The sequence below is a fragment of the Streptomyces sp. NPDC090499 genome, from assembly GCF_044769305.1.
In the GTDB taxonomy this organism is placed as follows: Bacteria; Actinomycetota; Actinomycetes; order Streptomycetales; family Streptomycetaceae; genus Streptomyces.
This window is the reverse complement of sequence record NZ_JBIVXP010000001.1, coordinates 824,017-849,323: the sequence shown is the minus strand read 5'-3', so window position 1 is coordinate 849,323 and position 25,307 is coordinate 824,017. Positions and strand designations below refer to the sequence as shown.

The window sequence follows — 25,307 nt, the reverse complement described above, 5'->3', positions numbered from 1 at the left end:
TCTGCGTTCGGGCGGCGGTGCCCCGCCAGGTGGTTTCCGGCGTCCGGCAGCTCCCGCCACCAGGAAAAGTCCAAAAAATCCCCCTTTGGGGGGTTCTCTTCTGCTTCAGGCGTTCTATCCTTGAAGCAGCCTACGAGGCGAGTGAGGGAGTCCGAGCGGAGTAGCCGACTCAGGCGTGACGCAGATGCAGAAGCATCCGCCGGTGCCGACGTCGACGGTCGGGCTGAGAGGCCGGAAGGCAGCAGTAGGGCCGGACGGCGACCCCCAGCACCTGATCCGGACCATGCCGGCGAAGGGAACCCGTCTCGTAGGTCTTCGCATGCCCTGCGGCGGTCTTCGCATGCCCTACGGCGCCCCGGGTCTCCCCTCGGGCTCCGTCAGGTCGATCAGGCGGCACACCGTCTCGATGTCGATCTTCACCTGGGCGATGGAGGCGCGGCCCGAGAGCCAGGTGATCAGCGCCGAGTGCCAGGTGTGCTCGATCACCCGGACGGCGGACAGCTGGGCCGGGGTGGGGTCGGTCAGGCCCATCGCGTCCAGGATGATCGCCGTCGTCTGCCGGGAGACCTGGTCCACCTCGGGGGAGACGCTGCGGTCGGCGAAGGTGAGGGCGCGGACCATCGCGTCGGCCAGGTGCGGCTCGCGCTGCAGGGCGCGGAAGGCCCGCATCAGGGTCTCGGCGACCCGCTCGGACGCCGTCTCGCCCGCCGGCGGCTTCTTGCGCAGCGTGCCGTGCATGTGCTCCAGCTGGTCCTGCATGGTCGCGACCAGCAGGTGCACCTTGGACGGGAAGTAGCGGTAGAGCGTGCCCAGGGCCACCTGGGAGGACTCGGCCACCTCCCGCATCTGCACCGCGTCGAAACCGCCCCGGCTGGCCAGCTGGGCGCTCGCGTGCAGGATCCGGCGGCGCCGGGCCTCCTGCCGCTCGGTGAGCGGCGGGGCGGCCGATCTGGCGCCGATGTCCACCTTGGCTTCCGCAGGCATGGGTCCCGTCCGTGACAGTCGGTGAGGGCAGTGCTCAGGGCGAGTGATCAGACAGCATGGCAGGGGTTCCCGCCGTGGCGCGAATCACCCGATGCGCTGCTCACTCCGCCCCTACCTGCCGGTAGATTCAGAGCCTCTTGAACGATCAAGTCTGAAACTTGTTCTAGATTAGCGTCCCGGCGTAATCTCACGGGAAAGTGCAGGGAGAAGGGGGCCCGGAGTGACCGCTGAGGCCAGTCGGGCGGGTGCCGACGAGGAACCCGCCGCCGACGGCGAGCGACCGCTCGACATCGCGCTCCTCACCTATAAAGGGAACCCGTTCTGCGGCGGCCAGGGTGTCTACGTACGGCACCTGTCGCGCGAGCTGGCCCGGCTCGGGCACCGGGTCGAGGTGATCGGCTCGCAGCCGTACCCCGTCCTGGACGAGGGGTACCCCCGGCTCACCCTCACCGAGCTGCCCAGCCTCGACCTCTACCGCTCCCCGGACCCGTTCCGGACGCCGAAGCGGGACGAGTACCGGGACTGGGTCGACGCCCTCGAAGTCGCGACCATGTGGACCGGCGGCTTCCCCGAACCGCTGACCTTCTCGCTGCGCGCCCGCCGCCATCTGCGCGCCCGCGCCGGGGAGTTCGACGTCGTCCACGACAACCAGACCCTGGGATACGGCCTGTTGGGTGACATCGGCGCCCCCCTGGTCGCCACCATCCACCACCCCATCACCGTCGACCGGCAGTTGGAGCTGGACGCCGCCGAGGGCTGGAAACGGCGCTACTCCGTACGGCGCTGGTACGCCTTCACCCGGATGCAGAAGCGGGTCGCCCGCCGGCTGCCCTCCGTGCTCACCGTCTCCGGCACCTCCCGCCAGGAGATCGTCGACCACCTCGGGGTCCGCGAGGACCGCGTCCACGTCGTCCACATCGGCGCCGACACCGACCTCTTCGCGCCGAATCCCGCCGTCCCCCAGGTGCCCGGCCGGATCGTCACCACCTCCAGCGCGGACGTGCCCCTCAAGGGGCTGGTGTACCTCGTCGAGGCCCTCGCCAAGGTACGGACCGAGCACCCCGCCGCCCACCTCGTCGTGGTCGGCAAGCGGCCCGCCGAGGGGCCCGTCGCGCAGGCGATGGAACGTTACGGCCTGGCCGGCGCCGTGGAGTTCGTGAAGGGCATCTCCGACGCCGAACTCGTCGACCTGGTCCGTTCCGCCGAGGTCGCCTGCGTGCCCTCGCTCTACGAGGGCTTCTCGCTGCCCGCCGCCGAGGCCATGGCGACCGGCACCCCGCTGGTCGCCACCACCGGCGGCGCGATCCCGGAGGTCGCCGGGCGCGACGGGGAGACCTGCCTGGCCGTACCGCCGGGCGACGCGGGCGCACTGGCGGCCGCGCTGAGCCGGCTGCTCGGCGACCCGGAACTGCGGCTGCGGCTCGGCGGGGCCGGCCGTGAGCGCGTGCTGCGGCACTACACCTGGGCGCGTGCCGCGGAGGGCACGGTGGCCCGCTACCGCGAGGCGATCGCCCGCTCCGCGACCGGGGCCGTCACCCCCGCCGCGCCCCGCAGTCCCGGCCGCTCCGCGGCCTCAGCTGGTGTTCGTCACGAGAGTGAAAGCAGGGCCACGTGCTGACCGTCGACTTCTCCCGGTTCCCGCTCGCGCCGGGCGACCGCGTCCTGGACCTCGGCTGCGGGGCCGGCCGGCACGCCTTCGAGTGCTACCGGCGCGGCGCGCAGGTCGTGGCCCTCGACCAGAACGGCGAGGAGATCCGCGAGGTCGCCAAGTGGTTCGCGGCGATGAAGGAGGCCGGCGAGGCCCCGGCCGGCGCGACCGCCACCGCCATGGAGGGCGACGCACTGGCCCTGCCCTTCCCCGACGAGTCCTTCGACGTCGTCATCATCTCCGAGGTGATGGAGCACATCCCCGACGACAAGGGCGTGCTCGCCGAGATGGTGCGGGTGCTCAAGCCGGGCGGGCGGATAGCGGTCACCGTGCCGCGCTACGGCCCCGAGAAGGTCTGCTGGGCGCTCTCCGACGCCTACCACGAGGTCGAGGGCGGCCACATCCGCATCTACAGGGCGGACGAACTGGTCGGGAAGATCAGGGAAGCCGGTCTGCGGCCCTACGGCAGCCACCACGCGCACGCGCTGCACTCCCCGTACTGGTGGCTGAAGTGCGCGTTCGGCGTCGACAACGACAAGGCGCTGCCGGTGCGGGCGTACCACAAGCTGCTGGTCTGGGACATCATGAAGAAGCCGCTGGCCACCCGGGTCGCCGAGCAGGCGCTGAACCCGGTCATGGGCAAGAGCTTCGTCGTCTACGCCACCAAGCCGCACCTGCCCGCGGTGTCCGACGAGGCCGGGGTGGCCGCCAAGTGACCACCCCCCGGACAGAACACCTCGTCCTGCCCGGGGTCCTCACCGCCGAGCAGGCCGCCGCGACCGTCCGCGGCATCCTCGCCGTGCAGCGGGAGGACGGCGCGATCCCGTGGTTCCGCGGCCACCACCTCGACCCCTGGGACCACACCGAGGCCGCGATGGCACTGGACGCGGCCGGGGAGCACGCGGCGGCCGAGCGGGCCTACCGCTGGCTGGCCCGGCACCAGAACGAGGACGGCTCCTGGTACGCGGCCTACGCCGACGGCGCGCACGACGACGTCACCGACCGCGCCCGCGAGTCCAACTTCGTCGCGTACATCGCCGTCGGCGTCTGGCACCACTACCTCTCCACCGGCGACGACACGTTCCTCGACCGGATGTGGCCCGCCGTCTACGCGGCCGTCGAGTGGGTGCTGCGGCTGCAGCAGCCGGGCGGCGAGATCGGCTGGCGCCGCGAGGACGACGGCACACCCACCGACGAGGCACTGCTGACCGGGAGTTCGTCCGTTCACCACGCGCTGCGCTGCGCGCTCGCCATCGCCGAGCAGCGCGAGGAGCCGCAGCCCGACTGGGAGTTGGCGGTGGGCGCGCTGCGGCACGCGATACGCCGGCACCCGGAGCGGTTCCTGGACAAGGACCGGTACTCGATGGACTGGTACTACCCCGTCCTCGGCGGTGCGTTGACGGGTACCGAGGCGGGCGCGCGGATCGAGAAGGACTGGGAACGGTTCGTGGTGCCCGGGTTCGGGGTGCGGTGCGTCGTCCCCAATCCGTGGGTGACGGGCGGTGAGTCGGCCGAGCTGGCGCTGGCGCTGTGGGCGGTGGGCGAGTCCGACCGGGCACTGGAGATCCTCCAGTCCATCCAGCATCTGCGGGACGCCGAGTCGGGGCTGTACTGGACCGGGTACGTCTTCGAGGACGACGCGGTGTGGCCGCGGGAGCTGACCACGTGGACGGCGGGGTCGTTGCTGCTGGCGGTTGCCGCGCTGGGCGGGCACGACGCGACGTGTGCGGTGTTCGGGGGCGGGGAGCTTCCTTCTGGGCTTGAGGTGGACTGCTGCGCCTAGCGGGGCGGGGGGTTCTGTGCTACGGCGGGTGCGGCGCCGTGGGGGCTGGTCGCGCAGTTCCTACCCCCGGCCTTCGGCTGGGGGTACCCCCAGCGCCCCTTCGGGGCCGCTTCAGTGGCGGTGCATCCGGTTGGCGATCGCGTGGCCTATGAACAGGTAGACCACCGCGGCCAGGCCGTAGCCGGCCACGACTCGCGCCCATGCCTCGTCGAAGGTGAACAGGTCGTGCGACCAGCCGGCCAGCCAGTCGGCCGCGTCGTGGACGAACTGGACCAGGCTGTTCGCCCGGTTCGCGTCCAACAGGTACATCAGGATCCAGAGGCCCAGGATGAGGGCCATGACGTCGGCGACGATCGCGACGACCCTACCGGCCTGATTGGCACCGCGTTCAGAGGACATACCCTCCGGCTTGCCGCTGAACGGTCCTTGAAACCTGTACGGCGTTGCCCCCGAGTGGCGAGGTGCGGCCATCTGGGTGAGGCTGCCGGAGGAAGCAACCCGCTCGGGGAGGACACCGAGACACACGGGAGGACCCCGTGCCCGTACCGATACGGCGCCTCGTCGTCACGCTCACCCTCTGCTGTGCCCTGGTCGCCGGTGTCACCGCCTGCGCCGGCAGCACCCGGAGCAAGTCCGTCGGCACCGGCGTAGCGGCGGCCCCGGTGGCCGCCACGCCCAGTCCGAGCACGTCCGCGCAGAAGCAGAAGTTCGCCAAGACCCGGTTCGTCGCCAACGCGGGTCTCGCCGCGGGCGCGACCTACCAGTGGATCGTCAAGCCGTGGAAGGCCGGGAAGTTCAAGAAGGGCGCCCACGGCCGCACCTTCACCCTGGTCAAGGCCGGCCTGGCCGGCACCTTCGCCTACAACCGGCTCAAGGCCGCCCAGCGGAACGCCCAGGGCGACCCGCTGCTCGCCAAGGCCCTCGCTCCGCTCACCGCCGCGATCGACGGCCTGAAGAACCTGCCGTCCAAGCTCCGCAAGGGCGACACGGACGCGGCGGGTTCGTTCCAGGACGTCATCAACAACGTCAAGGACGCGGGCAAGAGCGCCGGCGCCCCGGTCACCAACCAGGTGCCGAAGGCGTCCCAGCTCACCCACTGAGGGGCGCGGTCGCCGCCGGGCGGCTAGGAGTTGAGCTCGGCCAGCACCCGCAGGGTGTGCGGGTCGGGGGACAGGGCCAGCAGGTCGGTCACCGGGCCCTTGCGCCACAACTCCAGCCGCTCGGCGATGCGTTCACGGGGGCCGACCAGGGAGATCTCGTCGGCGAACGCGTCCGGTACCGCCAGCACCGCCGCTTCGCGCCGCCCGGCCAGGAACAGCTCCTGGATCCGCCGCGCCTCCTCCTCGTACCCCATGCGGGCCATGAGGTCGGCGTGGAAGTTGCGGGCGGCGTGGCCCATGCCGCCGATGTAGAAGCCGAGCATGGCCTTGACGGGGAGGAGCCCCGCCGCCACGTCGTCGCAGACCCTGACCTGGGCCATGGGGGCGACGAGGAAGCCCTCCGGGAGGTCGGCGACCGCCGGGCCGTACACCTCGGGGCGGCTCGGTGCCCAGTACAGCGGCAGCCAGCCGTCGGCGATCCGGGCGGTCTGGGCGACGTTCCTCGGCCCCTCGGCGCCGAGCAGGACCGGCAGCCCGGCCCGGAGGGGGTGGGTGATCGGCTTCAGCGGCTTGCCGAGACCGGTGGCGTCCGGCCCCCGGTACGGGAGCGGGTGGAAACGCCCGTCCACCGTCACCGGCGCCTCCCGGCGCAGCACCTGGCGTACGACGTCCACGTACTCCCGGGTCGCGGTCAGCGGCGACTTCGGGAACGGGCGGCCGTACCAGCCCTCCACGACCTGCGGCCCGGACAGCCCGAGCCCGAGCAGCACCCGGCCCCCGGACAGGTGGTCCAGGGTCAGCGCGTGCATCGCGGTGGTGGCCGGCGACCGGGCCGCCATCTGGGCAACGGCCGTACCCAGCTTGATCGTCGACGTCTGCGCGGCGATCCAGGTGAGCGGGGTGAAGGCGTCCGAGCCCCAGGACTCCGCCGTCCACACCGAGTCGTAGCCGAGCCGCTCCGCCTCCCGCGCCAGCGGCACATGGTCGGGGGAGGGCCCGCGCCCCCAGTAACCGAGTGCCAACCCGAGCCGCATGACCGCCTCCTGACATCGCGTCAGACAATCGCCGGGTGACTGTACGACAACGGCCCCTCACCCGGAAGGGCAAGGGGCCGCAGGTGCGGGGCCGTTCAGCCGCGCTGGATCCCGGAGGTGTCCTGGAGTACGCCGCGGCGGCCGTCCTGGGTCTGCGCGACCAGCGCGGCACCCCGCTGCTCCACCGCCAGGTACCAGGTGCCGGGGGCGAGTTCGGCGATCGGCGCGGTCGAGCCGTCCTCCGCGAACAGCGGCCGGGACACCGGCACGGCGAACCAGAACGGCGAGAAGTCGGGTGCCGGTGCCTGCTGCGCGGCGACCGGGGGCTGCTGCTGGCCGTAGGGGTGACCGGGCTGCGGCTGCGGCGGCTGCTGCGCGCCGTAGGGCTGGCCGGGCTGCGGGGCGCCGGCACCCGGGTAGCCGTAGCCGCCGGGGGGCTGGGCGCCGTAGGGCTGCGGGGCCTGCGGCTTGGGGGCCGGGATCAGGGCCGCCTGGAGCGCCGGGACCAGCGGGGTGGCGATCGCGGCCGCGGCCAGGACCAGCGCCGCGATCAGGCCGAGGATCAGACCGGAACCCGCGCCGACGTCGGCGCCGCCCAGCTGGTCGGAGAACGCGCCCAGCGGGTCGATGGTCGACCAGAACGCGGTCCACAGGGAGAACACCGTGAGGCCCACGCCGATCTGGCCCAGGTCGAGCCCGGCGAACTTGAACGGCTGCGGCAGTGCTCGGGCGAGGACGATCAGGACCGCGCCGGCGATGCCGCCGACGTACATGCTCATCACGAGGCCGAGGTTGTCCCAGGCGTTCGGGCCGGACTTGTCGAACGTGTCGAGGAACGACGCGACGAACAGCAACACCGCTGCTCCGATCACCGCGCCGTCGCCTCTAGTGAGGGAGCGGATATTCACTTCAGGTCCTTCGTGGGTCGTCTCGTCGGCGGAGGAGGCGTCGCGAGGGTGTGCCCCTCATCGTAGGAATCGATTGTAGGAACCGCAGGGACGACATTATCGTCCGAACGATCAGGGTGTCCGCCCGGACCGGCCCGCCGATGCCTACCCGCGCAGGAAACTCACGATTCCCTCAGACATCCCCTGCGCCGCCTTCTGCCGCCAGGCCCCGCTGGTCAGCAACGCCGAGTCCTTGCTGTCGCGCATGTTGCCGCACTCGATGAACACCTTGGGAACCGTTGACAGATTGAGACCGCCGAGATCCTGGCGTACGTCCAGGCCGGTGCCGTTGCCGACGTAGTTGGACGGCGGGCTGCCCGTGACCTTCGCGAAGTCGCTCTCGATGTGCTCGCCGAGGGTGCGCGACGAGTCGACGATCGGGCGGGTGTCGGCGGCGCCGGAGTGCACGGAGGCCGGGAGGATGACGTGGAAGCCGCGGTCGCCCTCGGGTGCTCCGTCGGCGTGGATGGAGATGGCCGCGTCGGCGTGCGCGGTGTTGCCGATCTCCGCCCGCTCGGTCACGCACGGCCCCCAGGCCGGCTGGTCCCCGTCGTGCGTCATCTTCACCGTGGCGCCCTGCCGCTCCAGCAGGGTGCGCAGCCGGTGCGCGACGTCGAGGGTGAAGCGGGCCTCGCTGTACCCGTCGTTGGTGGAGGTGCCCGTCGTGTCGCACTCCTTCCAGTTCGTCCCGATGTTCACCTTCTGGTTGATCTCGGACGTGTGCTGGAAGTTCCCCGGGTTGTGCCCCGGGTCGATGACGACGACCTTGCCCTGCAGCGGGCGGGCCGCACTCGGGCTCGGGCTCGCACCGGGCACCTTGGCGTCGTCGCTCGCCGCCGCGGGCGCCGACTTGGGCGCCGCCGCGCCCGCCTGCCCGCCACCGCTCCCGCCGGAGTTGCCGCCGGGCCTGCCCACCCCCTCGTACACCACCCAGCCGAGCAGTGCACCGGGCACCAGCGCGGCGAGACCGACGGCGAGCGGCGCCCGCCGGAACCGGCGCTGCTGCGGGGGATCGAATTCCGGGCCTGTGTACGACACGTCTGCGACTCTAACCGCGTCCTCAGATCCCCGCCCCCGTTCGCCGCAGGACGCGCAGCGAGTCGTGGGCCGCGACCTCCGCGAAGGCGCCCGACTCCAGGGCGCGCAGGTAGACGCGGTAAGGGGCCTGGCCGGTGAACTCGTCCTCCGGGTCCGGGAAGACGTCGTGGATCAGAAGGAGCCCGCCTTGGGCCACATGGGGGGCCCAGCCCTCGTAGTCGGCGGTGGCGTGCTCGTCGGTGTGGCCGCCGTCGACGAAGACGAAACCGAGCGGCGCGTTCCAGAACGCGGCGACCTGCGGGGACCGGCCGACCACGGCGACGACGTGGTCCTCCAGGCCGGCCCGGTGCAGGGTGCGCCGGAAGGCGGGCAGCGTGTCCATCAGCCCGAGCTCCGGGTCGACCGTCTCCGGGTCGTGGTAGTCCCAGCCCGGCTGCTGCTCCTCGCTGCCCCGGTGGTGGTCGACGGTGACCGCGGTGACCCCGGCCGCGCGGGCCGCGTCGGCGAGCAGGACCGTCGAGCGCCCGCAGTACGTGCCGACCTCCAGCAGCGGCAGGCCGAGCCGCCCCGCCTCGACGGCGGCCGCGTACAGCGCAAGTCCCTCACCGGTGGGCATGAACCCCTTCGCCGCCTCGAACGCGGCCAGGATCTCGGGCTTGGGGGCTGCCGCGGTCATGGGCGTCCTCTCCCTCATTCACTCGTACGACTGTCCGGGCGTCCATGCTGCCGCACCTGCTCCGCCGCCCCGTCGACAGGGGTGTGCGCAAGCCGGGCCGGCCGCGGGGGCTGGCGCTCAAGCGCACTCCAACTCCTACACTGGCGCCGCCAACCCGCCCCACCTGCAACGGAGTTCCGACATGCGTTATCGCGTCCTCGGCAAGACCGGCATCGAGGTCAGCACCCACTGCCTCGGCACGATGATGTTCGGGGGCATCGGCAACCCCGACCACGAGGACGGCGCCCGCGTCATCAACGCGGCGCTCGACGCCGGCATCAACTTCGTCGACACCGCCGACATGTACTCGGCCGGTGAGTGCGAGGAGATCGTCGGCAAGGCGCTCAAGGGCAGGCGCGACGACGTGGTGCTCGCCACGAAGGTGCACTTTCCGCTCGGGGAGGGCCGCAACCGCAGCGGCAACTCGCGGCGCTGGATCGTCAGGGCCGTCGAGGACAGCCTGCGGCGGCTGGACACCGACTGGATCGACCTCTACCAGGTGCACCGCCCCGACCACACCACCGACATCGAGGAGACGCTGTCCGTCCTCGGAGACCTGGTGACGGCGGGGAAGATCCGGGCGTTCGGCTGCTCCACGTTCCCCGCCGAGGACCTCGTCGAGGCGCACCACGTGGCGGAGCGGCGCGGGCTGATGCGGATGCGCACCGAGCAGCCGCCGTACTCGCTGCTGGCCCGCGGCATCGAACGGGCCGTGCTGCCCACCGCGCAGCGCCTGGGCATGGGCGTGCTGACCTGGTCGCCGCTCGCCTCCGGATTCCTCTCCGGCGCCCACCGCGAGGGCCGGACCGTCGACCTCACCACCGGCCGCGCCAAGCTCACCCCGCACCGCTTCGACCCCGGGCTGCCGGGCAACGCCGCCAAGTACGCGGCCGTGGAGCGGTTCGTCGCCCTCACCGAGGAGATCGGCTGCACCCTGCCGGAGCTGGCCGTCGCCTTCCCGCTGGTGCACCCGGCCGTCACCTCGGTGATCATCGGCCCGCGCACCATGGACCAGCTCACCGCGCTGCTCAAGGGGGCCGAACTGGTCCTCGACGACGCGGTGCTGGACCGCATCGACGACATCGTGGCCCCCGGCACCGACCTCTACCGCGCCGACGGCGTCTGGCAGCCCCCGTCCCTCACCGACCCGACCGCCCGCAGGCGCCCGGCCACCCGCTGAGCGCCCGGAAGCCGAGCGCCCCGAAAGCTGAGCACCCCGAAAGCTGGGCGCCCCGGAAGCCGAGCACCCCGGCAGCTGAGCGCCCCGAAGGGGCGCGGGGAACTGCGCGACCAGCCACGACGGCGCCGCAGACGGCAGACGGCAGGCGGCAGGCGGCAGGCCGCAGACGGCACACAGCGGCACGTCCCACCGAATCGCCCGGGTCCCGTGACAAGTGGGGGGGCGGCCGCAACGTACTCGGCCGCCCCCCCCCACGGAGTGTCACGCGCTGACCGTCTCCCCGGGCAGCGCCAGGTCCAGGTCGACCGCGCGGGCTGCGCCGGTATGGGTCGCCGACGAGGCGAGCGGGCCGTGGCCCGCCGCCTTCGCGGCCAGCACGTAGGCGCCCTCGGTCGGCACCGCGAGCGCGTACGTGCCGTCCTCGCCGGACAGCGTCGCCCCCGCCTGCCGTCCACGCCGGTCGATCAGGGTCACCTTGGCGCGGGGCACCGGCACGCCCGTGGCGTCCAGGACGCGGCCGCGGAAGCCGCGCAGCACCTCTTCGGCGCCCGCGAGCACCGCCTCCTCCTCGCTGCTCGCCCGCAGCTGGGTGTGCTGGGCGACCTCGGCCGGCCGGCCCCGCTTCGGCAGCAGCAGGGCGAGGACCAGGCCCACCGCGACCGCTCCGGTGGCGATCAGGAACGAGACCCGGAAGCCGTGCATGGTCGGGACGGCGACGCCGCCCACGTGGTTCGCCGTGTTGGCCAGCACCATGCCGATGACGGCGCTGGACACGGACGTACCGATGGACCGCATCAGCGTGTTCAGGCCGTTCGCCGCGCCGGTCTCCGAGGCCGGGACCGCGCCGACGATCAGCGCCGGGAGGGAGGAGTAGGCGAGGCCGATGCCGGCGCCGAGGATGACCGCGATGACCAGGCTCTGCCAGGCCGCGCTCATCAGGCCGAGGCCGCCGCCGTAGCCGATGCCGATGATCACCATGCCGAGGATCAGGGTGGTCTTGGGGCCGTACTTGGCGGACAGGCGGGCGTAGACGGGGGCCGTGAACATCATCGTCAGGCCCAGCGGGGCGACCAGCAGACCGGCGTTGACCATCGACTGGCCCAGGCCGTAGCCGGTGGCCTTCGGGAGCTGGAGCAGCTGCGGCAGGACCAGCGAGACGACGTAGAAGCTGACGCCGACCATGATCGAGGCGAGGTTGGTGAAGAGCACCGCGGGGCGGGCCGTGGTGCGCAGGTCGACGAGCGGGGCCGAGTGGCGCAGCTCGAAGACGCCCCACAGGAGGAGGACGGCCACCGACGCGGCGAACAGGCCCAGCGTGGTGCCGGACGACCAGCCCCAGTCGCTGCCCTTGGTGATGGGCAGCAGAAGCAGCACCAGACCGGCCGACAGGCCGATGGCGCCGGGCACGTCGAAGGAGCCCTTCGCGCGCATCGGGGATTCCGGGACGACGAGGAGGGTCAGGGCTATGGAGAGCACGCCGAGGCCGGCGGCGCCGTAGAACAGGGCGTGCCAGTCCATGTGCTGCGCGACCAGGGCCGCGGCGGGCAGCGCGAGGCCGCCGCCGACGCCGATCGAGGAGCTCATCAGGGCCATCGCCGAGCCGAGCTTCTCGCGCGGCAGCATGTCGCGCATCAGGCCGATGCCCAGCGGGATCGCGCCCATGGCGAAGCCCTGGAGGGTCCGGCCCGCGATCATCGTGAGCAGGTTGCTGGTGAGCGCGCTGACCAGCGCGCCGACCACCATCACGGCGAGACTCAGGATCAGCATCCGCCGCTTGCCGTAGAGGTCGCCGAGGCGGCCCATGATGGGGGTGGCCACGGCGCCGGACAGCAGCGTCGAGGTCAGGACCCAGGTGGCGTTGCTGGGTTCGGTGCCCAGCAGCTGCGGGAGGTCCTTGATGACCGGAACGAGCAGGGTCTGCATCACCGCGACCACGATGCCCGCGAAGGCGAGGACCGGGACCACGGCCCCGCTCGCGCCCCGGGCGGGCTGGTCGGTCGTCGTGTGCGTCATTGAGTGTGGCCTCCGGGCCGAGAGAGTGACGGGAAGTACGGCATGCGTGCGGAATAAGTGCTCGGTAAACCTCGTATGCACAGGCAACTATTCCGTTGCTTCGAGCTGCTAACGAATCCTTGACCGTCCCATGGGTTTCTGACCTGGCGTCAGGGTCTGGCCTGTTTGTGGAACGTGTTCTAATCTCACGCGTCATGGCTGCTGTGAAGGCGTACCTCGCCGGCGTCGGGATGACCAAGTTCGAGAAGCCCGAGAGCCGTGACTGGCAGTACTGGGACATGGTCCGGGAGGCCGGCGGCTCCGCGCTCGCCGATGCCGGGATCTCCTACACGGATGTGGAACAGGTTCCCGTCGGCTACTGTTTCCAGCCCTCGACCGCCGGCCAGCGCGCCGCCTATGAGCTGGGTCTCACCGGCGTCCCCGTCTACAACGTCAACAACAACTGCGCCACCGGCGCCACCGCCCTGATGCTCGCCCGCCAGCTGGTCGAGGGCGGCGCGGCCGACTGCGTCCTGGCCCTCGGCTTCGAGAAGATGAAGAAGGGCGCGCTGGGCGGCGGAGCCGACAGCGGCGACTTCTCGACGTCCCCCGTCGCCCGCCACTACGGCGTCATGGCCGCCCGGCACGGCTTCGAGGCGACCCCGCCCACCGCGCAGATCTTCGGCGACGCGGCCCGCGAGCACATGGAGCGCTACGGCACCACCGAGGCCCAGCTCGCCGCCGTCGCCGCCAAGAACCACCGGCACTCCGCGGACAACCCGTACGCCCAGTTCCGGGACGTGTACGACGTCGCCGGCATCCTCGCCGCCCGCACCGTCCACCGCCCGCTCACCAGACTCCAGTGCTCGCCCACCTCCGACGGCGCGGCGGCTGCCGTGGTCGTCTCCGAGCGGTTCGCCGAGCGGCGCGGCCTCACCGGTCTGGTCGAGATCGTCGCGCAGGCGATGACGACCGACACCGAGGAGTCCTTCGCGTCGGGCTCCTGCATCGACGTCGTCGGACAGCCCATGTCACGGGCCGCGGCCCGGCAGGTGTACGACCGCTCCGGACTCGGCATCGAGGACGTCGACGTCGTCGAACTCCACGACTGCTTCTCCGTCAACGAGCTGCTGACCTACGAGGCGCTCGGCATGTGCGCCGTCGGCGAGTCGGGCAAGCTCGTCGAGTCCGGCGCGACCACCTACGGCGGCCGGTGGGTGGTGAACCCCTCCGGCGGGCTCATCTCCAAGGGGCACCCGCTGGGCGCGACCGGCCTCGCGCAGACCGCCGAGCTGGTCTGGCAGCTGCGCGGCACGGCCGGCGACCGGCAGGTGCCCGGCGCCCGGGTGGGGCTCGCGCACAACATCGGGCTGGGCGGGGCGGCGGTGGTGACACTGCTCCGGCGGGCGGTCTGAGAAGGTCCGGCGACAGCGCCCGGAAAGGGGTGCGAGGAACCGCGCGACCAGCCACGACGGTGTCGCGGTCGACCGACGGCATGGCGCTTCCGGCGTCGAGCTCAGGGCGTCGGGCTCAGGGCGTCGGGCTCAGGGCGTCGCGCTTCCGGCGTCGCGCTTAGGGCGTACGACCGATGCCGGGTGGGCCGAAAAGCCGATGCAAGGACCGTAACCGGCTTGAGAGCATGACACCCATGCTCGAAGCCGCGGACACCGCACACATATCCCGCCGCACCGCGCCCCCGACCTGGCTGGTGGTGTCGCTGGCGTGCGCCGGGCAGTTCCTCGTCGTGCTCGACGTGTCCGTGGTGAACGTGGCGCTGCCCTCGATGCGTGCGGACCTGGCGCTGAGCGCCTCCGGGCTGCAGTGGGTGGTGAACGCGTACGCCATCGCCTTCGCCGGGTTCATGCTGCTCGGCGGCCGGGCCGGCGACCTGTACGGCCGCAAGCGGATGTTCCTGGTCGGGCTCGGCCTGTTCACGCTGGCCTCGCTCGGCGGCGGGCTCGCCCAGGACGGCTGGCAGCTGCTGCTCGCCCGTGCCGTGCAGGGGCTGGGCGCCGCGGTCCTCGCCCCCTCGACGCTGACCCTGCTGACGGCCGCCGTGCCGGAGGGTCCGGCCAGGGCGCGGGCCATCGCGACCTGGACGGCGGTCGGCGCCGGGGGCGGCGCGGCCGGCGGACTGGTCGGCGGGGTGCTGGTGGACGTCCTGTCCTGGCGCTGGGTGCTGCTGATCAACGTGCCGGTGGGCGCCCTGGTCCTCGCCGGTTCCCTGCGGTGGCTGACGGAGAGCCGGGCCGGGGACGGGCGCCGCCTCGACCTGCCCGGCGCCCTGCTGGTGACGGCGGGCCTCGGGACCCTGGCGTACGGCATCTCGCAGACCGGGGCCGAGGGCTGGACGGCGGCCGCCACCCTCCTCCCGCTCGCCGCCGGGCTCGCCCTGCTCGGCCTGTTCCTGGCCGTCGAGGCGCGTACGGCGGCCCCGCTGATGCCACTCGGCCTGCTCGGCCGGCGGCCGGTGGCGTCGGCCAACGCGGCCATGCTGGTCTCCGGTTCGGCGATGTTCTGCATGTGGTACTTCATGACGCTCTACGCCCAGAACGTCCTCGGCTACACACCGCTGGAGGCCGGTCTCGCCCTGGTGCCCAGCTCGGTCGCGGTGCTCGTCGGCTCCAAGACGGCGCCCCGGCTGATGCGGCGGGCGGGGGTGCGGACGGTCGCGGTGTCCGGCACGCTGGTCGCGGCGGCCGGGTTCGCCTGGCAGTCGGCGATGAGCCCGCACGGCGGCTATGCGACGGCCATCATGTTCCCCGGCATCCTGATGATGCTCGGCGCGGGCCTGGCCGCGACCCCGCTGGCCGCGCTGGCCACGGCCGGGGCGGCGCCGGCCGAGGCCGGACTGCTCTCGGGGCTGGTCAACACCTCCCGCACGATGGGCGGTTCGCTGGGGCTCGCCGTGATGTCGACGATCGCGGCCGCCCGGACGGGCGCGGACGGCGGGGCGGCCGCCCTCACGGAGGGGTACGCGGCCGCCTTCCGCACCAGTACGGGGGTGCTGCTCGCCGGGGCGGTGCTGATGCTGCTGTGGCTGCCGCGGCGGAAGGCTGCCGCGCAGCAGGCCTGAGGGCTGCCGCGAAGTGGGGCCCAGGGCTGCGGCGAGGTGGGGCGGAGGGCTGCGGCGAGGTGGGCCGGAGGGCTGCCGCGAAGTAGGCCGGAGAATTCCGGGACGGCGGGCAACGGTCCGGGCGGCTCGTGGACTCCTTCTTACATCTAGGAGGTGCCCATGGGGGAGCGGAAGGACGCTCGGAACGAGGAGTTCCAGAGCTTCATGGTCGGCCGCTGGCCGCGGCTGATGCGTACGGCATTTCTCCTCACGGGGGAGCAGCACGCCGCCGAGGACCTGGTCCAGTCGACGCTCGAACAGGTCTTCGCAGCGTGGCGGAAGGTCGGCGCCGCCGACGACCCGGAGGCGTACGTGCGGCGCGTGATGATCAACGCGCACGCCCGCAGGCACAGAAGGAAACTCAAGGAGTTCCTGGCGCCGAAGGACGACTCGGGCCTGGTGCGCGAGGTGCCGGACACGGGGGACCGGATCGCGCAGGCCGACGACCGCAGCGCCCTGCTCGGGGCGCTCGCCCAACTGCCGCCACGGCAGCGGGAGGCGGTGGTGCTGCGCTACTGGGAGGACCTGACGGAGACCCAGGCGGCACAGGCGATGGGCTGTTCGGTCGGCACGGTCAAGAGCAACGCGGCCAAGGGGATCGCGAAACTCCGTGCCATACCGGGACTGGCCGACATGGTGACGCAGGGAGGGCGTAGCTGATGAGCACGGACCGGGAGAACCACGACATGACACAGACGGAGTCGGACATCGCCCTCCTCCTCGCGGACGCCGCGGACGAGGTCGAGATCGGTATAGCCCCCGTGCAGGCGGTCATGCGCGGCGGCCGCCGGCGCCGGGCCCGGCGGTGGGCGGTGGCGGCGGCCACGGCGGTCGCGGTGCTGGGCGGATCGGCGGGGGCGACGCTGGCGGTCGCCGGGCTGCCCGGGGAGCACCACCGGACCCAGGTGGCGGCACGGCCGTCGTCCCCCGACGCGCGGCACGTGTACGAGCCGCAGCGGACCGAGCTGGCTCGGGGGACCTACGAGGGCAGGGAATGGAGGGTCAGTGTCCAGGTGTGGGGAGCGCCGCGCGACGAGACCGAGGCGGACCGGCAGTTCGACCGCATGGACGAACTGGGCCTGAAGCCGGCGGACGTCCGCAAGCCCGCCGACCTGATCGGCAAGATCTCGTTCTTCGCGACCCGGGGCTGGGGAGAGGAACACGTCCAGCAGGTCATGTTCAACACCGTCCGCACACTGGAGTCCTACGCCGGCACGGACCTGGAGTCCATGGCGACCCGGTTCTCGTCCGACCCCGCGAGCTCGGAGCGGCTGGTGATCGGCATGGTCGCCAGGACCGCCCAGGAGGTCACCTGCGACTGGAAGGACGGGCGGACCAGTGTGGCCCGCCCCGCCGTGGGCTTCTCGGCGCACGACGACGGCAACGCGATCCGTGCGGTCGACGGCTTCCCGACGGCGAACTGGTTCGTCTGCGTGGCCCCGCAGGGCACGGTCTACCAGTCGGCGGAGGTGACGAAGTAACGCGCCGCCGCCCGTCGGCCGGGCCGCCGGGAGGTCACAGCCACCCCTGCTGCCTGGCCTCCCGTACCGCCTCCGCCCGGTTGCGGGTGCCGGTCTTGCCGATCGCGGCGGAGAGGTAGTTGCGGACCGTCGACTCCGACAGGTGCAGCTTCGCCGCGATGTCGGCGACGGTCGCGCCGTCCACCGACGCCTTCAGCACGTCGCACTCGCGGGCGGTGAGCGGGTTCGGCCCGGCGCTGAGCGCGGCGGTGGCGAGCGCCGGGTCGACCACGGTCTCCCCGGTGAGCACCCGCCGGATCGCCCGTGCCAGCTCCTCGACCGGCCCGTCCTTGACGAGGAACCCGGCTGCCCCGGCCTCCATCGCCCGGCGCAGATAGCCGGGCCGGCCGAAGGTGGTCAGGATCAGCACCCGGCAGTCCGGTGCCTGCTCGCGCAGCTCCGCCGCCGCGTCCAGGCCGCTCATGCCCGGCAGTTCGATGTCGAGGAGGGCCACGTCGGGCCGGTGGGCCTGCACGGCGTCCACGATCGCGTCGCCCGTCCCGACCTGGGCGACGACCTCGATGTCCGGCTCCATCCCGAGCAGTAAGGCGAGAGCCCCGCGCATCATCCCCTGGTCCTCGGCGAGCAGCACCCTGATGGACTTCGCGGGCCGGTGGTCCCGGGGCATCTCGTTCGCAGGCTCGTACACAGCCCAAGCGTAGCCTCGGGCCCGGCAATTAAAGAACAGTCATTGTTCCGTGCCGCAGGGCTTGACGCCGGTTGACCGTGCTCAAACAATCGCCTCTGCAATTCCCTGAATGGCCGGCGAATGGTCGGTATTTCGACAGCTGAATAGGTTCGGTATTTCGGTCGAACGACGTTCGGGATACCGGACGGCAAGAACCCGCACCGCCCTACGAGGAACCAAGAAGAGGTGCACCGTGTTCTCAGTGCCTGTACGAGCCCTGCGCTCCTGTCCGCCGCGCGTCCGCAGAGCCGCCCTGTCCGTGCTCGCCGCGTTCGCGACCGTCGCCGCGCTCGTCGTCGGGGCCGGCGCCCCCGAGGCGTCCGCCGCGAGTTCGCTGCCCTGTGACGTCTACGCCGCCGCCGGCACCCCGTGCGTCGCCGCGCACAGCATGGTGCGGGCGCTGTACTCGTCGTACAGCGGCTCCCTCTACCAGGTGCAGCGCGCCTCGGACAGCGCCACGGCCGACATCGGTCTGCTGGCCACCGGCGGCTACGCCAACGCGGCCGCGCAGAACTCCTTCTGCGCCGGTACGACCTGCATCATCACCAGGATCTACGACCAGTCGAGCAAGCACAACGACCTCACGGTCGAGGGTGCGGGCGGGGCCGGCGCGGCCGACGTCGGGGCTCCGGCGGACGCGCTGCCGGTGACCGTCGGCGGGCACCAGGTCTACGGCCTGGAGATCTCGGCCGGCATGGGCTACCGGGACAACGCCACCTCGGGGGTCGCCACCAACGGCGCCGCCGAGGGGATGTACATGGTCACCTCCGGCACCCATGTCAACGGCAGCTGCTGCTTCGACTACGGCAACGCCGAGACCAACAACAAGGACACCGGCAACGGCCACATGGACGCCATCAACTTCGGCACCGAGTGCTGGTTCTCGCCCTGCTACGGCTCGGGACCCTGGGTCCAGGCGGACCTGGAGAACGGGCTGTTCGAGTCCAACCTCGGCTACAGCACCAACTCGTCCAACACCGGCACCGGCGCGATACCGTTCGTCACCGCGTTGCTGAAGAACAACGGGCAGGACCATTTCGCACTGAAATGGGGAAACGCGCAATCGGGCGGTCTCACCACCACCTATTCCGGCGGTGAGCCCAGCACCAGCAGCGGCTACTCGCCGATGCACCAGGAGGGCGCGATCGTCCTCGGCACCGGCGGCGACAACAGCAACGGCTCCATCGGCTCGTTCTTCGAGGGCGTGATGACCTCCGGCATCCCGACCGACGCCGCCGACGACGCCGTCCAGTCCGACATCGTCTCCGTCGGCTACGGCGGCGCCACCGGCACCACCGGCAGCCTCAACTCCGCCTCGGAGATCTCCCTGAAGGCCACCACGTCCTGCTGCACCACCGACTACGTCCGTCACCAGAACAACGCCGGCGTGCTGTCCGCCATCACCTCCAGCAGCTCGGCCCTCGACAAGAGCGACGCCACCTGGATCGTCCGCCCCGGCCTCGCGAGCAGCTCCTGCGTCTCCTTCGAGTCGCGGAACTACCCCGGCGACTACCTCCGCCACTACAACTACAAGATCTACCGGCAGCCGATGGACGGCACCACCACGTTCCGGCAGGACGCGACCTTCTGTCCGACGACCGGGAAGAGCGGTACGGGCACGTCCTTCGCCTCGTACAACTACCCGACGAAATACCTGCGCCACTACAACTACAACCTCTACATAGCGAGCGACGGCGGCTCGAACGCCTGGGACAGCGCCACGTCCTGGACCGACGACGTGAGCTGGGTCGTCAGCTCGCCCTGGGCGCCGTAGCGGCCGCCGGGGCCAGCAGCTCCAGCGCCTCGGTGGGGAGTTCCGCGGTGACCGTGAAGCCGCCGCGCGGCGCCGGGCCGGCCGTCAGGGAGCCGCCCGCCGCCGCGAGGCGCTCGGTCAGCCCCTGCAGGCCGGTGCCGCCGATGCCCTCCCGGCAGGGCTCGGCGGCCACCGCGCCCGAGCCGTTGTCGGCGACCGTCAGCCGGGCCCGCCCGGCGGCGCTGTCGACGGCGATCTCGCAGCGCGTGGCGTCGCTGTGCCGGACCACGTTGGTGACCGCCTCGCGCACCACCCAGCCGAGCAGCGTCTCGGTCTGCGGGACGAGCGGTGCCCCCGACTGCCGGACCACCGGCTCGACACCGGCCGCCGTCAGGGCCGAGCGGGCCCGGACGAGGTCGGCGGCCAGGCTGCCCTCCCGGTAGCCGGTGACCGCCTCGCGGATCTCGGTCAGCGCCTGCCGGCCGACCGACTCGATGTCGGAGATCTGCGTCAGCGCCGCGTCCAGGTCCCGGGGTGCGACCCGCCGGGCCGCCTCCGACTTCACGACGATCACGGAGAGGGTGTGGCCGAGCAGGTCGTGCAGATCCCGCGAGAAGCGCAGCCGCTCCTTCTCCACCGCCCGCCGGGCCAGCTCCTCGCGGGCCGCGCGCAGCTCCCGCACGGCCTCGGAGAGGGAGAGGATCGCGGCGGTGATCATCGTCGACAGGAAGGTGCCGTAGGCGATGGTGATGGCGTCGGAGCCGTCCCGGTACCAGGACACCGCGCCCGCGAAGCAGGCCAGCAGGATGCCGGTCCGGCCCAGCCAGGGCCCGCGCAGCGCCGCACCGGCGGCGAGGCCCAGCAGCGGGAAGAACATCAGCCAGCTGCCGCCGTAGCCGAGGGCCAGGCCGGTGGTGAGCAGGCCCATCAGCAGCAGGGCGACGCGGGTGGAGGTGGCCTCCCGGGCCTCTTTGCGGAAGGAGCGGAAGGTCACGTAGATGTAGAGGGAGTTGAAGGCCAGCAGGCCGAACGCGCCGATCCACGGGTTGGCCGTCCTGCCCTGGAGCAGGTTGGAGAGTGAGCCCAGCCCCATCAGCAGCCACGGGAGCAGGGCGAACCCGGAGGGCGGCGGCCCCGCGTGATCGGGCACCTCGCCGTTCTTCCGGGCGGCCCTCTGCTGCTCCTTGAAGCGGGCCATGTCCTCCCGCCACTGGGCACGGGCCGTCCGCCACCCGTCCGCCTGACACTTCACCTGCTGCCACCACGCCATGTCGCTCTTCCCCCGTGCTGGATGGATCCGTAGGGATCCGTACCTGTTCGTTGTTTTCTGTTCCGTCCGGCGTACTGTCCGGCGTTACGACCCTACGGAAGGCGGTGCCGGTTCGGCAGAGGCGGATGTACGGCCGCGGGCAGGACAAATGTCATGGTCCGGCACCGCTACATCTGACACGACGTCAGGAGCCTTCACAAGTACGGAGGGCTGGGCTATACAAGGTGCGCTGGAATGGAACGCGTTCTAGATCTGCACCCGTGGACGACCTCGGTGCGGCCGACGGTGCGGACGGCCGTGCCGGGGTCTTGAGACACCTCAGGAGCCGTATGCCCATCGACGCCGCCAAGGCCCTCGCCGCCGAACCCAGGTCCGGGGAGATCAGCTGGGAGCGCCGGGACGTCCAGCTCTACCACCTCGGCATCGGCGCGGGCCGCCCCGCCACCGATCCCGACGAACTGCGCTACACCCTGGAGACCCGGCTGCACGTCCTGCCCAGCTTCGCGACCGTCGCGGGCGCCGGCTCGCCCGGGGTGATCGGCGGACTGTCCATGCCCGGCATCGACGTCGACCTCGCCAAGGTCCTGCACGGCGGCCAGTCCCTCACCCTGCACCGCCCGATCCCGGCCGCCGGCACCGCCATCGCCACGGGCCGCATCGCCGCCGTGTACGACAAGGGCAAGGCGGCCGTCCTGGTGATGCGCACCGACGTCGCGGACGCCGACGGCCCGCTGTGGACCAACGACGCGCAGATCTTCGTACGGGGGGAGGGCGGCTGGGGCGGCGACCGCGGCCCCTCGACCCGGCTCGACCCGCCGGCCGGCGAGCCGGACCGGACCGTCGAGCGCCCGGTCCGCGAGGACCAGGCGCTGCTCTACCGACTCTCCGGCGACTACAACCCGCTGCACGCCGACCCCGAGTTCGCCAAGCTCGCCGGCTTCGACGGGCCCATCCTGCACGGGCTGTGCACCTACGGCATGACGCTCAAGGCGGTCGTGGACACACTGCTCGGCGGGGACGTGAGCCGGGTGCGGTCGTACACGACACGGTTCGCCGGGGTGGTGTACCCGGGGGAGACGCTGCGTATCCGCATGTGGCGTGGCGACGGGCGGGTCCGGGTCGCCGTGAGCGCCGCAGAGCGCGAGGACGCCCCCGTCCTCGCCGACACGATCGTCGAACACCTTTGATCCAGTAGGCAGTTGAGGGGAGTCGCAGCATGCGCGCAGCCGTACTGCACGAGATCGGCCAGGAGAAGCTGGACGTCCTCGACGACGTCGAGGCGGTGGGATTCGGACCCGGCAGGGTACGGATCCGGGTGCGCGCCACGGGGCTGTGCCACTCGGACCTGTCGGCGATGAGCGGGGTGCTGCCGCAGCCGGGACCGTTCGTGCCGGGCCACGAGGGCGCGGGCGAGGTCCTTGAGGTGGGGGAGGGCGTCACCCGGGTGAAGCCCGGTGACCGGGTGGTCGTCTGCTGGCTCCCGGCCTGCGGCGCGTGTCCCGCGTGCAGGCGCGGCCAGACCGAGCTGTGCCTCGCCGGGTTCATGAACGCCGGGACCCCCAACTTCCGGCGCCCCACCGGCGACGTGTTCGGCTTCGCGGGCACCGGCACCTTCACCGAGGAGGTCGTGGTCGACGCCGGGTGCGCGGTGCCGATCCCGGACGACGTGCCCTTCGACATCGCCGCGCTGATCGGCTGCGGGGTCACCACCGGGCTCGGCGCGGCCCTCAACACGGCCGATCTGGAGGCCGGTTCGTCGGTCGCCGTGATCGGCTGCGGAGGCGTCGGGATCTCGGCGATCCAGGGGGCGCGGCTCAAGGGCGCGGCCGAGATCGTCGCCGTCGACCCGGTCGAGTCGCGGCGCGAGTCGGCGCTCCGGTTCGGGGCGACGCGGGCCGTCTCGCCCGACGAGCTCCCCGGCGCCAAGCAGGAGGTCACCGCAGGCGAGGGCTTCGACTACGTCTTCGAGGTGGTCGGCAGGTCCGCGACCGCCCGCACCGCGTACGAGAACACCCGGCGCGGCGGCACCCTCGTGGTCGTCGGCGCGGGCGCCATGGACGACTTCCTCCAGCTCAACATGTTCGAGCTGTTCTTCGACGAGAAGCGGATCCTGCCGTCCATGTACGGCGGCGGGGACGTGGTCCGCTCCTACGAGCGGACGATCGCCCTGTGGCGGGCGGGCCGGATCGACCTGGAGGGCCTGATCACCCACCGGGTGCCGCTGGCCGAGATCAACGAGGCCCTGGACCAGATGCGCACGGGCACCGCCCTGCGCACCTGCATAGAGATCTGAGGGGCCGCCGTATGCGGGAGAGGCCGCTGGAAGGGCTGGCCGCCGTCGTCACGGGGGCCGGCCGGGGCCTCGGCCGGGCCGAGGCACTGGAGCTGGCCCGGCTGGGCGCGGCCGTCGTCGTCAACGACTTCGGCCGGCCGGGCCGGGACGGCTCGGGGGCGGCCTCCTCGGCCCCCGCCGAGCAGGTCGCGGAGGAGATCCGCGCGGCGGGCGGGCAGGCCGTCGCCCACACCGGAGACATCGCCGACTTCTCGCAGGCGCGAGACCTTCTCACGCTTGCGACAGCCCATTACGGAAAGCTGGACATCCTCGTCAACAACGCCGGGATCCTGCGCGACCGCATGGTCTTCTCCATGACCGAGGACGAGTGGGACTCGGTGATCAGGGTCCACCTCAAGGGCCACTTCAACACCACCCACTTCGCGGCCGCGCACTGGCGGGACCGCGCCAAGGCGGCGGGCGGCCAGAAGGTCTACGGGCGGATCGTGAACACCTCCTCCGAGGCCTTCCTCGCCGGCTCCGCGGGCCAGCCCAACTACGCGGCCGCGAAGGGCGGCATCGTCGGCCTGACCACCTCCACGGCCCTCGCCCTCGCCAAGTACGGCGTCACCGCCAACGTGATCTGCCCGCGCGCCCGTACCCGGATGACCGAGGACGTCTTCGCCGGCTTCGAACAGCCCGCCGAGGGCCTCGACCCCCTCGCCCCCGAGCACGTCGCCCCGCTCGTCGGCTACCTGGCCTCCCCGGTCGCCGAACGGATCAACGGCCAGCTGCTCGTGGTCCACGGCGGCATGGTCGCCATCGTGGAACGCCCGCGCGTACAGGCCAAGTTCGACAGCAAGCAGGACACCTTCGACTACGCCGAACTCGACGCCGCGCTCACACCGCACTACGCGGAGCGGCCGCCGGGGGAGACGTTCGCGGCGGCGGAGGTGCTGGGGCTGAAACGCGCGTGACACCGGCCGGCCGCGGCGCCTGAAGGGCGCCGCGGTCTCCTGGTGCGGGCCACGACCACCTGCTCGTATCGTGGGAGGACAGCGAGCAGCGGGGTGAGCAAGGAAGATCATGGCTGGTCCGGCGGTCGACTACGCGGCGGTGTTCCAGGCCCTTCCCGGGGCTGCGGCGCTGGTGACCCCCCAGCTGATCTTCGCCGACGTCAACGCGGAGTTCGAGCGCCTCCGGGGTCTGTCCCGTGAGCAGATGATCGGGCGCTTCCTGCCCGAGGACAACATCGAGAACGAGTCCGCCGAGCCCCTCCTGCTCAGGGTTCTGGCGTCCCTGCGGCGGGCGGCGGAGACCGGCGAGCGCAGTGTGGTGGCGCTGCAGCGCTTCGACACGGAGGACCCCGACCGGCCCGGGGTGTGGCACGAGCGGTACTTCAACGTGACCAACATTCCCGTGTTCGGGGACGACGGGCAGGTGACGCTGCTGCTGCACCGGCTGGAGGACGTCACCGAACTCATCCGCGCCCGTGAGGTCGCACTGACCCTGCAGGAAGCCATGCTGCCCGCCCCGCGCCAGGTCGGCCGGCACCCGGCGGCCGTCCGCTACCGGCCCGCCGCCGAGGCCCTCAACGTGGCCGGGGACTGGTACGACCTGGTCGACCTGCCCGGCGACCGCATCGCCGTCGCCGTCGGTGACGTCGTCGGCCACGGTCTGCCCGCGGCCGGTGTCATGGGGCAGCTGCGCAGCGCCCTCACCGCCGCCTCCCTGGTCCCCGAAGGCCCCGCCCGCGCCCTGGAGGTCCTCGGGCAGTACGCCCGCACCGTCGACGGCGCCGAGAACACCACCGTGGCCACGGCATTCATCGACTGGGAGAGCAGCACCATCACCTACAGCAGCGCCGGCCACCCCCCACCGGCACTTCTCCAGCCGGACGGGACCGTCGAGTTCCTGGACCGGGCCACCGACCCGCCACTGGCCGCCCGCCCCCAGCACGGCCCCCGGACCCAGGCCGTCGCGGCCTTCCGCGAGAACTCCGTCCTCGTGCTCTACACCGACGGCCTGATCGAACGCCGCGGCGAGGACATCGACAAGGGCCTCGACCGGCTCGCCGACTCCCTGGTCCGCCACCGCGCCGCCCGGTGCGAAGCCCTCGCCGACGCCGTGCTCGCCGACCTGCTCCCGCCCGGTGACGCCACCGACGACACCGCCCTGGTCATCGTGCGCCTGTGAACCCTGCCCCGGCACGAAAGACGGGAAAGGGGCCCACCGGTCACCCGGCGGGCCCCTCCTCCTGCCTACTGC

Annotated in this window: 23 protein-coding genes; 14 read left to right on the top strand and 9 right to left on the bottom strand. The window is 72.1% G+C overall.

From position 1 onward, the window contains the following. Positions 1 to 345: 345 nt before the first annotated feature. Entirely contained in the window at positions 346 to 984 is a 639-nt protein-coding gene (locus tag ACIQVL_RS03955; protein WP_403430707.1) for a TetR family transcriptional regulator, read from the bottom strand. Positions 985 to 1,204: 220 nt separating this feature from the next. On the opposite strand from ACIQVL_RS03955, the gene ACIQVL_RS03950 reads away from it, so the two are divergent. From ACIQVL_RS03950 to ACIQVL_RS03940, 3 genes are read left to right on the top strand one after another with little or no spacing between them, the layout of a single operon-like run. After that, the gene (locus ACIQVL_RS03950) at positions 1,205 to 2,602 is read left to right on the top strand and encodes a glycosyltransferase family 4 protein (RefSeq protein ID WP_403474288.1); all 1,398 of its coding nucleotides are present in this window, start codon (positions 1,205 to 1,207) and stop codon (positions 2,600 to 2,602) included. After that, a complete protein-coding gene (locus ACIQVL_RS03945; protein ID WP_403474287.1) occupies positions 2,596 to 3,348 on the top strand; it encodes a class I SAM-dependent methyltransferase in 753 nt (250 codons plus the stop codon). The genes ACIQVL_RS03950 and ACIQVL_RS03945 overlap by 7 nt, the downstream gene beginning before the upstream one ends. Next, positions 3,345 to 4,415: a prenyltransferase/squalene oxidase repeat-containing protein gene (locus ACIQVL_RS03940; protein ID WP_403430711.1), complete on the top strand. Its 1,071-nt coding sequence runs from the start codon at positions 3,345 to 3,347 to the stop codon at positions 4,413 to 4,415. The genes ACIQVL_RS03945 and ACIQVL_RS03940 overlap by 4 nt, the downstream gene beginning before the upstream one ends. 111 nt (positions 4,416 to 4,526) lie before the next feature. On the opposite strand, the gene ACIQVL_RS03935 is transcribed toward ACIQVL_RS03940, so the two are convergent. Beyond that, positions 4,527 to 4,814 carry a hypothetical protein gene (locus ACIQVL_RS03935; RefSeq protein WP_403430713.1) on the bottom strand — a complete coding sequence of 96 codons (288 nt, stop codon included), beginning with the start codon at positions 4,812 to 4,814 and terminating at the stop codon, positions 4,527 to 4,529. Positions 4,815 to 4,951: 137 nt separating this feature from the next. Here ACIQVL_RS03935 and ACIQVL_RS03930 point away from each other — a divergent pair, with 137 nt between their 5' ends. Continuing rightward, positions 4,952 to 5,515 (top strand): hypothetical protein, encoded by a 564-nt coding sequence (locus tag ACIQVL_RS03930; RefSeq protein ID WP_403430715.1) that lies wholly within the window; start codon positions 4,952 to 4,954, stop codon positions 5,513 to 5,515. A gap of 23 nt (positions 5,516 to 5,538) precedes the next feature. Here the strand turns inward: ACIQVL_RS03930 and ACIQVL_RS03925 are convergent, their stop codons facing one another. The 4 genes from ACIQVL_RS03925 to ACIQVL_RS03910 all read right to left on the bottom strand — a co-directional run bounded on the left by ACIQVL_RS03925 (position 5,539) and on the right by ACIQVL_RS03910 (position 9,210). Further along, the gene (locus ACIQVL_RS03925; RefSeq protein ID WP_403430716.1) at positions 5,539 to 6,549 is read right to left on the bottom strand and encodes an LLM class F420-dependent oxidoreductase; all 1,011 of its coding nucleotides are present in this window, start codon (positions 6,547 to 6,549) and stop codon (positions 5,539 to 5,541) included. Positions 6,550 to 6,644: 95 nt separating this feature from the next. After that, positions 6,645 to 7,457 carry a hypothetical protein gene (locus tag ACIQVL_RS03920; RefSeq protein WP_403430717.1) on the bottom strand — a complete coding sequence of 271 codons (813 nt, stop codon included), beginning with the start codon at positions 7,455 to 7,457 and terminating at the stop codon, positions 6,645 to 6,647. Positions 7,458 to 7,601: 144 nt separating this feature from the next. Next, on the bottom strand, positions 7,602 to 8,534 hold the full coding sequence (locus ACIQVL_RS03915; protein WP_403474286.1) for an N-acetylmuramoyl-L-alanine amidase: 933 nt from the start codon (positions 8,532 to 8,534) through the stop codon (positions 7,602 to 7,604). 22 nt (positions 8,535 to 8,556) lie between these two features. Continuing rightward, positions 8,557 to 9,210 carry a class I SAM-dependent methyltransferase gene (locus ACIQVL_RS03910; protein WP_403474285.1) on the bottom strand — a complete coding sequence of 218 codons (654 nt, stop codon included), beginning with the start codon at positions 9,208 to 9,210 and terminating at the stop codon, positions 8,557 to 8,559. Positions 9,211 to 9,391: 181 nt separating this feature from the next. On the opposite strand from ACIQVL_RS03910, the gene ACIQVL_RS03905 reads away from it, so the two are divergent. After that, positions 9,392 to 10,429, top strand: coding sequence for an aldo/keto reductase (locus ACIQVL_RS03905; RefSeq protein ID WP_403430722.1), 1,038 nt, complete (start codon positions 9,392 to 9,394; stop codon positions 10,427 to 10,429). A gap of 261 nt (positions 10,430 to 10,690) precedes the next feature. Here ACIQVL_RS03905 and ACIQVL_RS03900 read toward each other — a convergent pair whose 3' ends face one another. Further along, a complete protein-coding gene (locus tag ACIQVL_RS03900) occupies positions 10,691 to 12,442 on the bottom strand; it encodes an MFS transporter (RefSeq protein WP_403474284.1) in 1,752 nt (583 codons plus the stop codon). 194 nt (positions 12,443 to 12,636) lie between these two features. Between ACIQVL_RS03900 and ACIQVL_RS03895 the strand changes: the two genes are divergently transcribed. The 4 genes from ACIQVL_RS03895 to ACIQVL_RS03880 all read left to right on the top strand — a co-directional run bounded on the left by ACIQVL_RS03895 (position 12,637) and on the right by ACIQVL_RS03880 (position 17,017). Continuing rightward, entirely contained in the window at positions 12,637 to 13,836 is a 1,200-nt protein-coding gene (locus ACIQVL_RS03895) for a lipid-transfer protein (RefSeq protein ID WP_403430724.1), read from the top strand. 224 nt (positions 13,837 to 14,060) lie between these two features. Beyond that, a complete protein-coding gene (locus ACIQVL_RS03890; RefSeq protein WP_403430726.1) occupies positions 14,061 to 15,497 on the top strand; it encodes an MFS transporter in 1,437 nt (478 codons plus the stop codon). Positions 15,498 to 15,656: 159 nt separating this feature from the next. After that, on the top strand, positions 15,657 to 16,196 hold the full coding sequence (locus tag ACIQVL_RS03885) for a SigE family RNA polymerase sigma factor (protein ID WP_403474283.1): 540 nt from the start codon (positions 15,657 to 15,659) through the stop codon (positions 16,194 to 16,196). After that, on the top strand, positions 16,196 to 17,017 hold the full coding sequence (locus ACIQVL_RS03880; RefSeq protein ID WP_403474282.1) for a hypothetical protein: 822 nt from the start codon (positions 16,196 to 16,198) through the stop codon (positions 17,015 to 17,017). The genes ACIQVL_RS03885 and ACIQVL_RS03880 overlap by 1 nt, the downstream gene beginning before the upstream one ends. Positions 17,018 to 17,051: 34 nt before the next feature. On the opposite strand, the gene ACIQVL_RS03875 is transcribed toward ACIQVL_RS03880, so the two are convergent. After that, positions 17,052 to 17,684 (bottom strand): response regulator, encoded by a 633-nt coding sequence (locus ACIQVL_RS03875; protein ID WP_403474788.1) that lies wholly within the window; start codon positions 17,682 to 17,684, stop codon positions 17,052 to 17,054. Between the two features lie 262 nt (positions 17,685 to 17,946). Here ACIQVL_RS03875 and ACIQVL_RS03870 point away from each other — a divergent pair, with 262 nt between their 5' ends. Then, positions 17,947 to 19,518: an alpha-L-arabinofuranosidase B gene (locus tag ACIQVL_RS03870; RefSeq protein WP_403474281.1), complete on the top strand. Its 1,572-nt coding sequence runs from the start codon at positions 17,947 to 17,949 to the stop codon at positions 19,516 to 19,518. On the opposite strand, the gene ACIQVL_RS03865 is transcribed toward ACIQVL_RS03870, so the two are convergent. Then, positions 19,496 to 20,767 carry a sensor histidine kinase gene (locus tag ACIQVL_RS03865; protein WP_403474280.1) on the bottom strand — a complete coding sequence of 424 codons (1,272 nt, stop codon included), beginning with the start codon at positions 20,765 to 20,767 and terminating at the stop codon, positions 19,496 to 19,498. The two genes, ACIQVL_RS03870 and ACIQVL_RS03865, sit on opposite strands and share 23 nt — an antisense overlap. 329 nt (positions 20,768 to 21,096) lie before the next feature. Here ACIQVL_RS03865 and ACIQVL_RS03860 point away from each other — a divergent pair, with 329 nt between their 5' ends. The 4 genes from ACIQVL_RS03860 to ACIQVL_RS03845 all read left to right on the top strand — a co-directional run bounded on the left by ACIQVL_RS03860 (position 21,097) and on the right by ACIQVL_RS03845 (position 25,235). Then, positions 21,097 to 21,954 (top strand): MaoC/PaaZ C-terminal domain-containing protein, encoded by an 858-nt coding sequence (locus tag ACIQVL_RS03860; protein ID WP_403474279.1) that lies wholly within the window; start codon positions 21,097 to 21,099, stop codon positions 21,952 to 21,954. 29 nt (positions 21,955 to 21,983) lie between these two features. Further along, positions 21,984 to 23,060 carry a Zn-dependent alcohol dehydrogenase gene (locus ACIQVL_RS03855; protein WP_403430734.1) on the top strand — a complete coding sequence of 359 codons (1,077 nt, stop codon included), beginning with the start codon at positions 21,984 to 21,986 and terminating at the stop codon, positions 23,058 to 23,060. An 11-nt stretch (positions 23,061 to 23,071) separates the two neighbouring features. After that, the gene (locus ACIQVL_RS03850) at positions 23,072 to 24,016 is read left to right on the top strand and encodes a 3-oxoacyl-ACP reductase (RefSeq protein WP_403474278.1); all 945 of its coding nucleotides are present in this window, start codon (positions 23,072 to 23,074) and stop codon (positions 24,014 to 24,016) included. A gap of 109 nt (positions 24,017 to 24,125) precedes the next feature. After that, entirely contained in the window at positions 24,126 to 25,235 is a 1,110-nt protein-coding gene (locus ACIQVL_RS03845; RefSeq protein WP_403430737.1) for a PP2C family protein-serine/threonine phosphatase, read from the top strand. Positions 25,236 to 25,307: the final 72 nt, after the last annotated feature.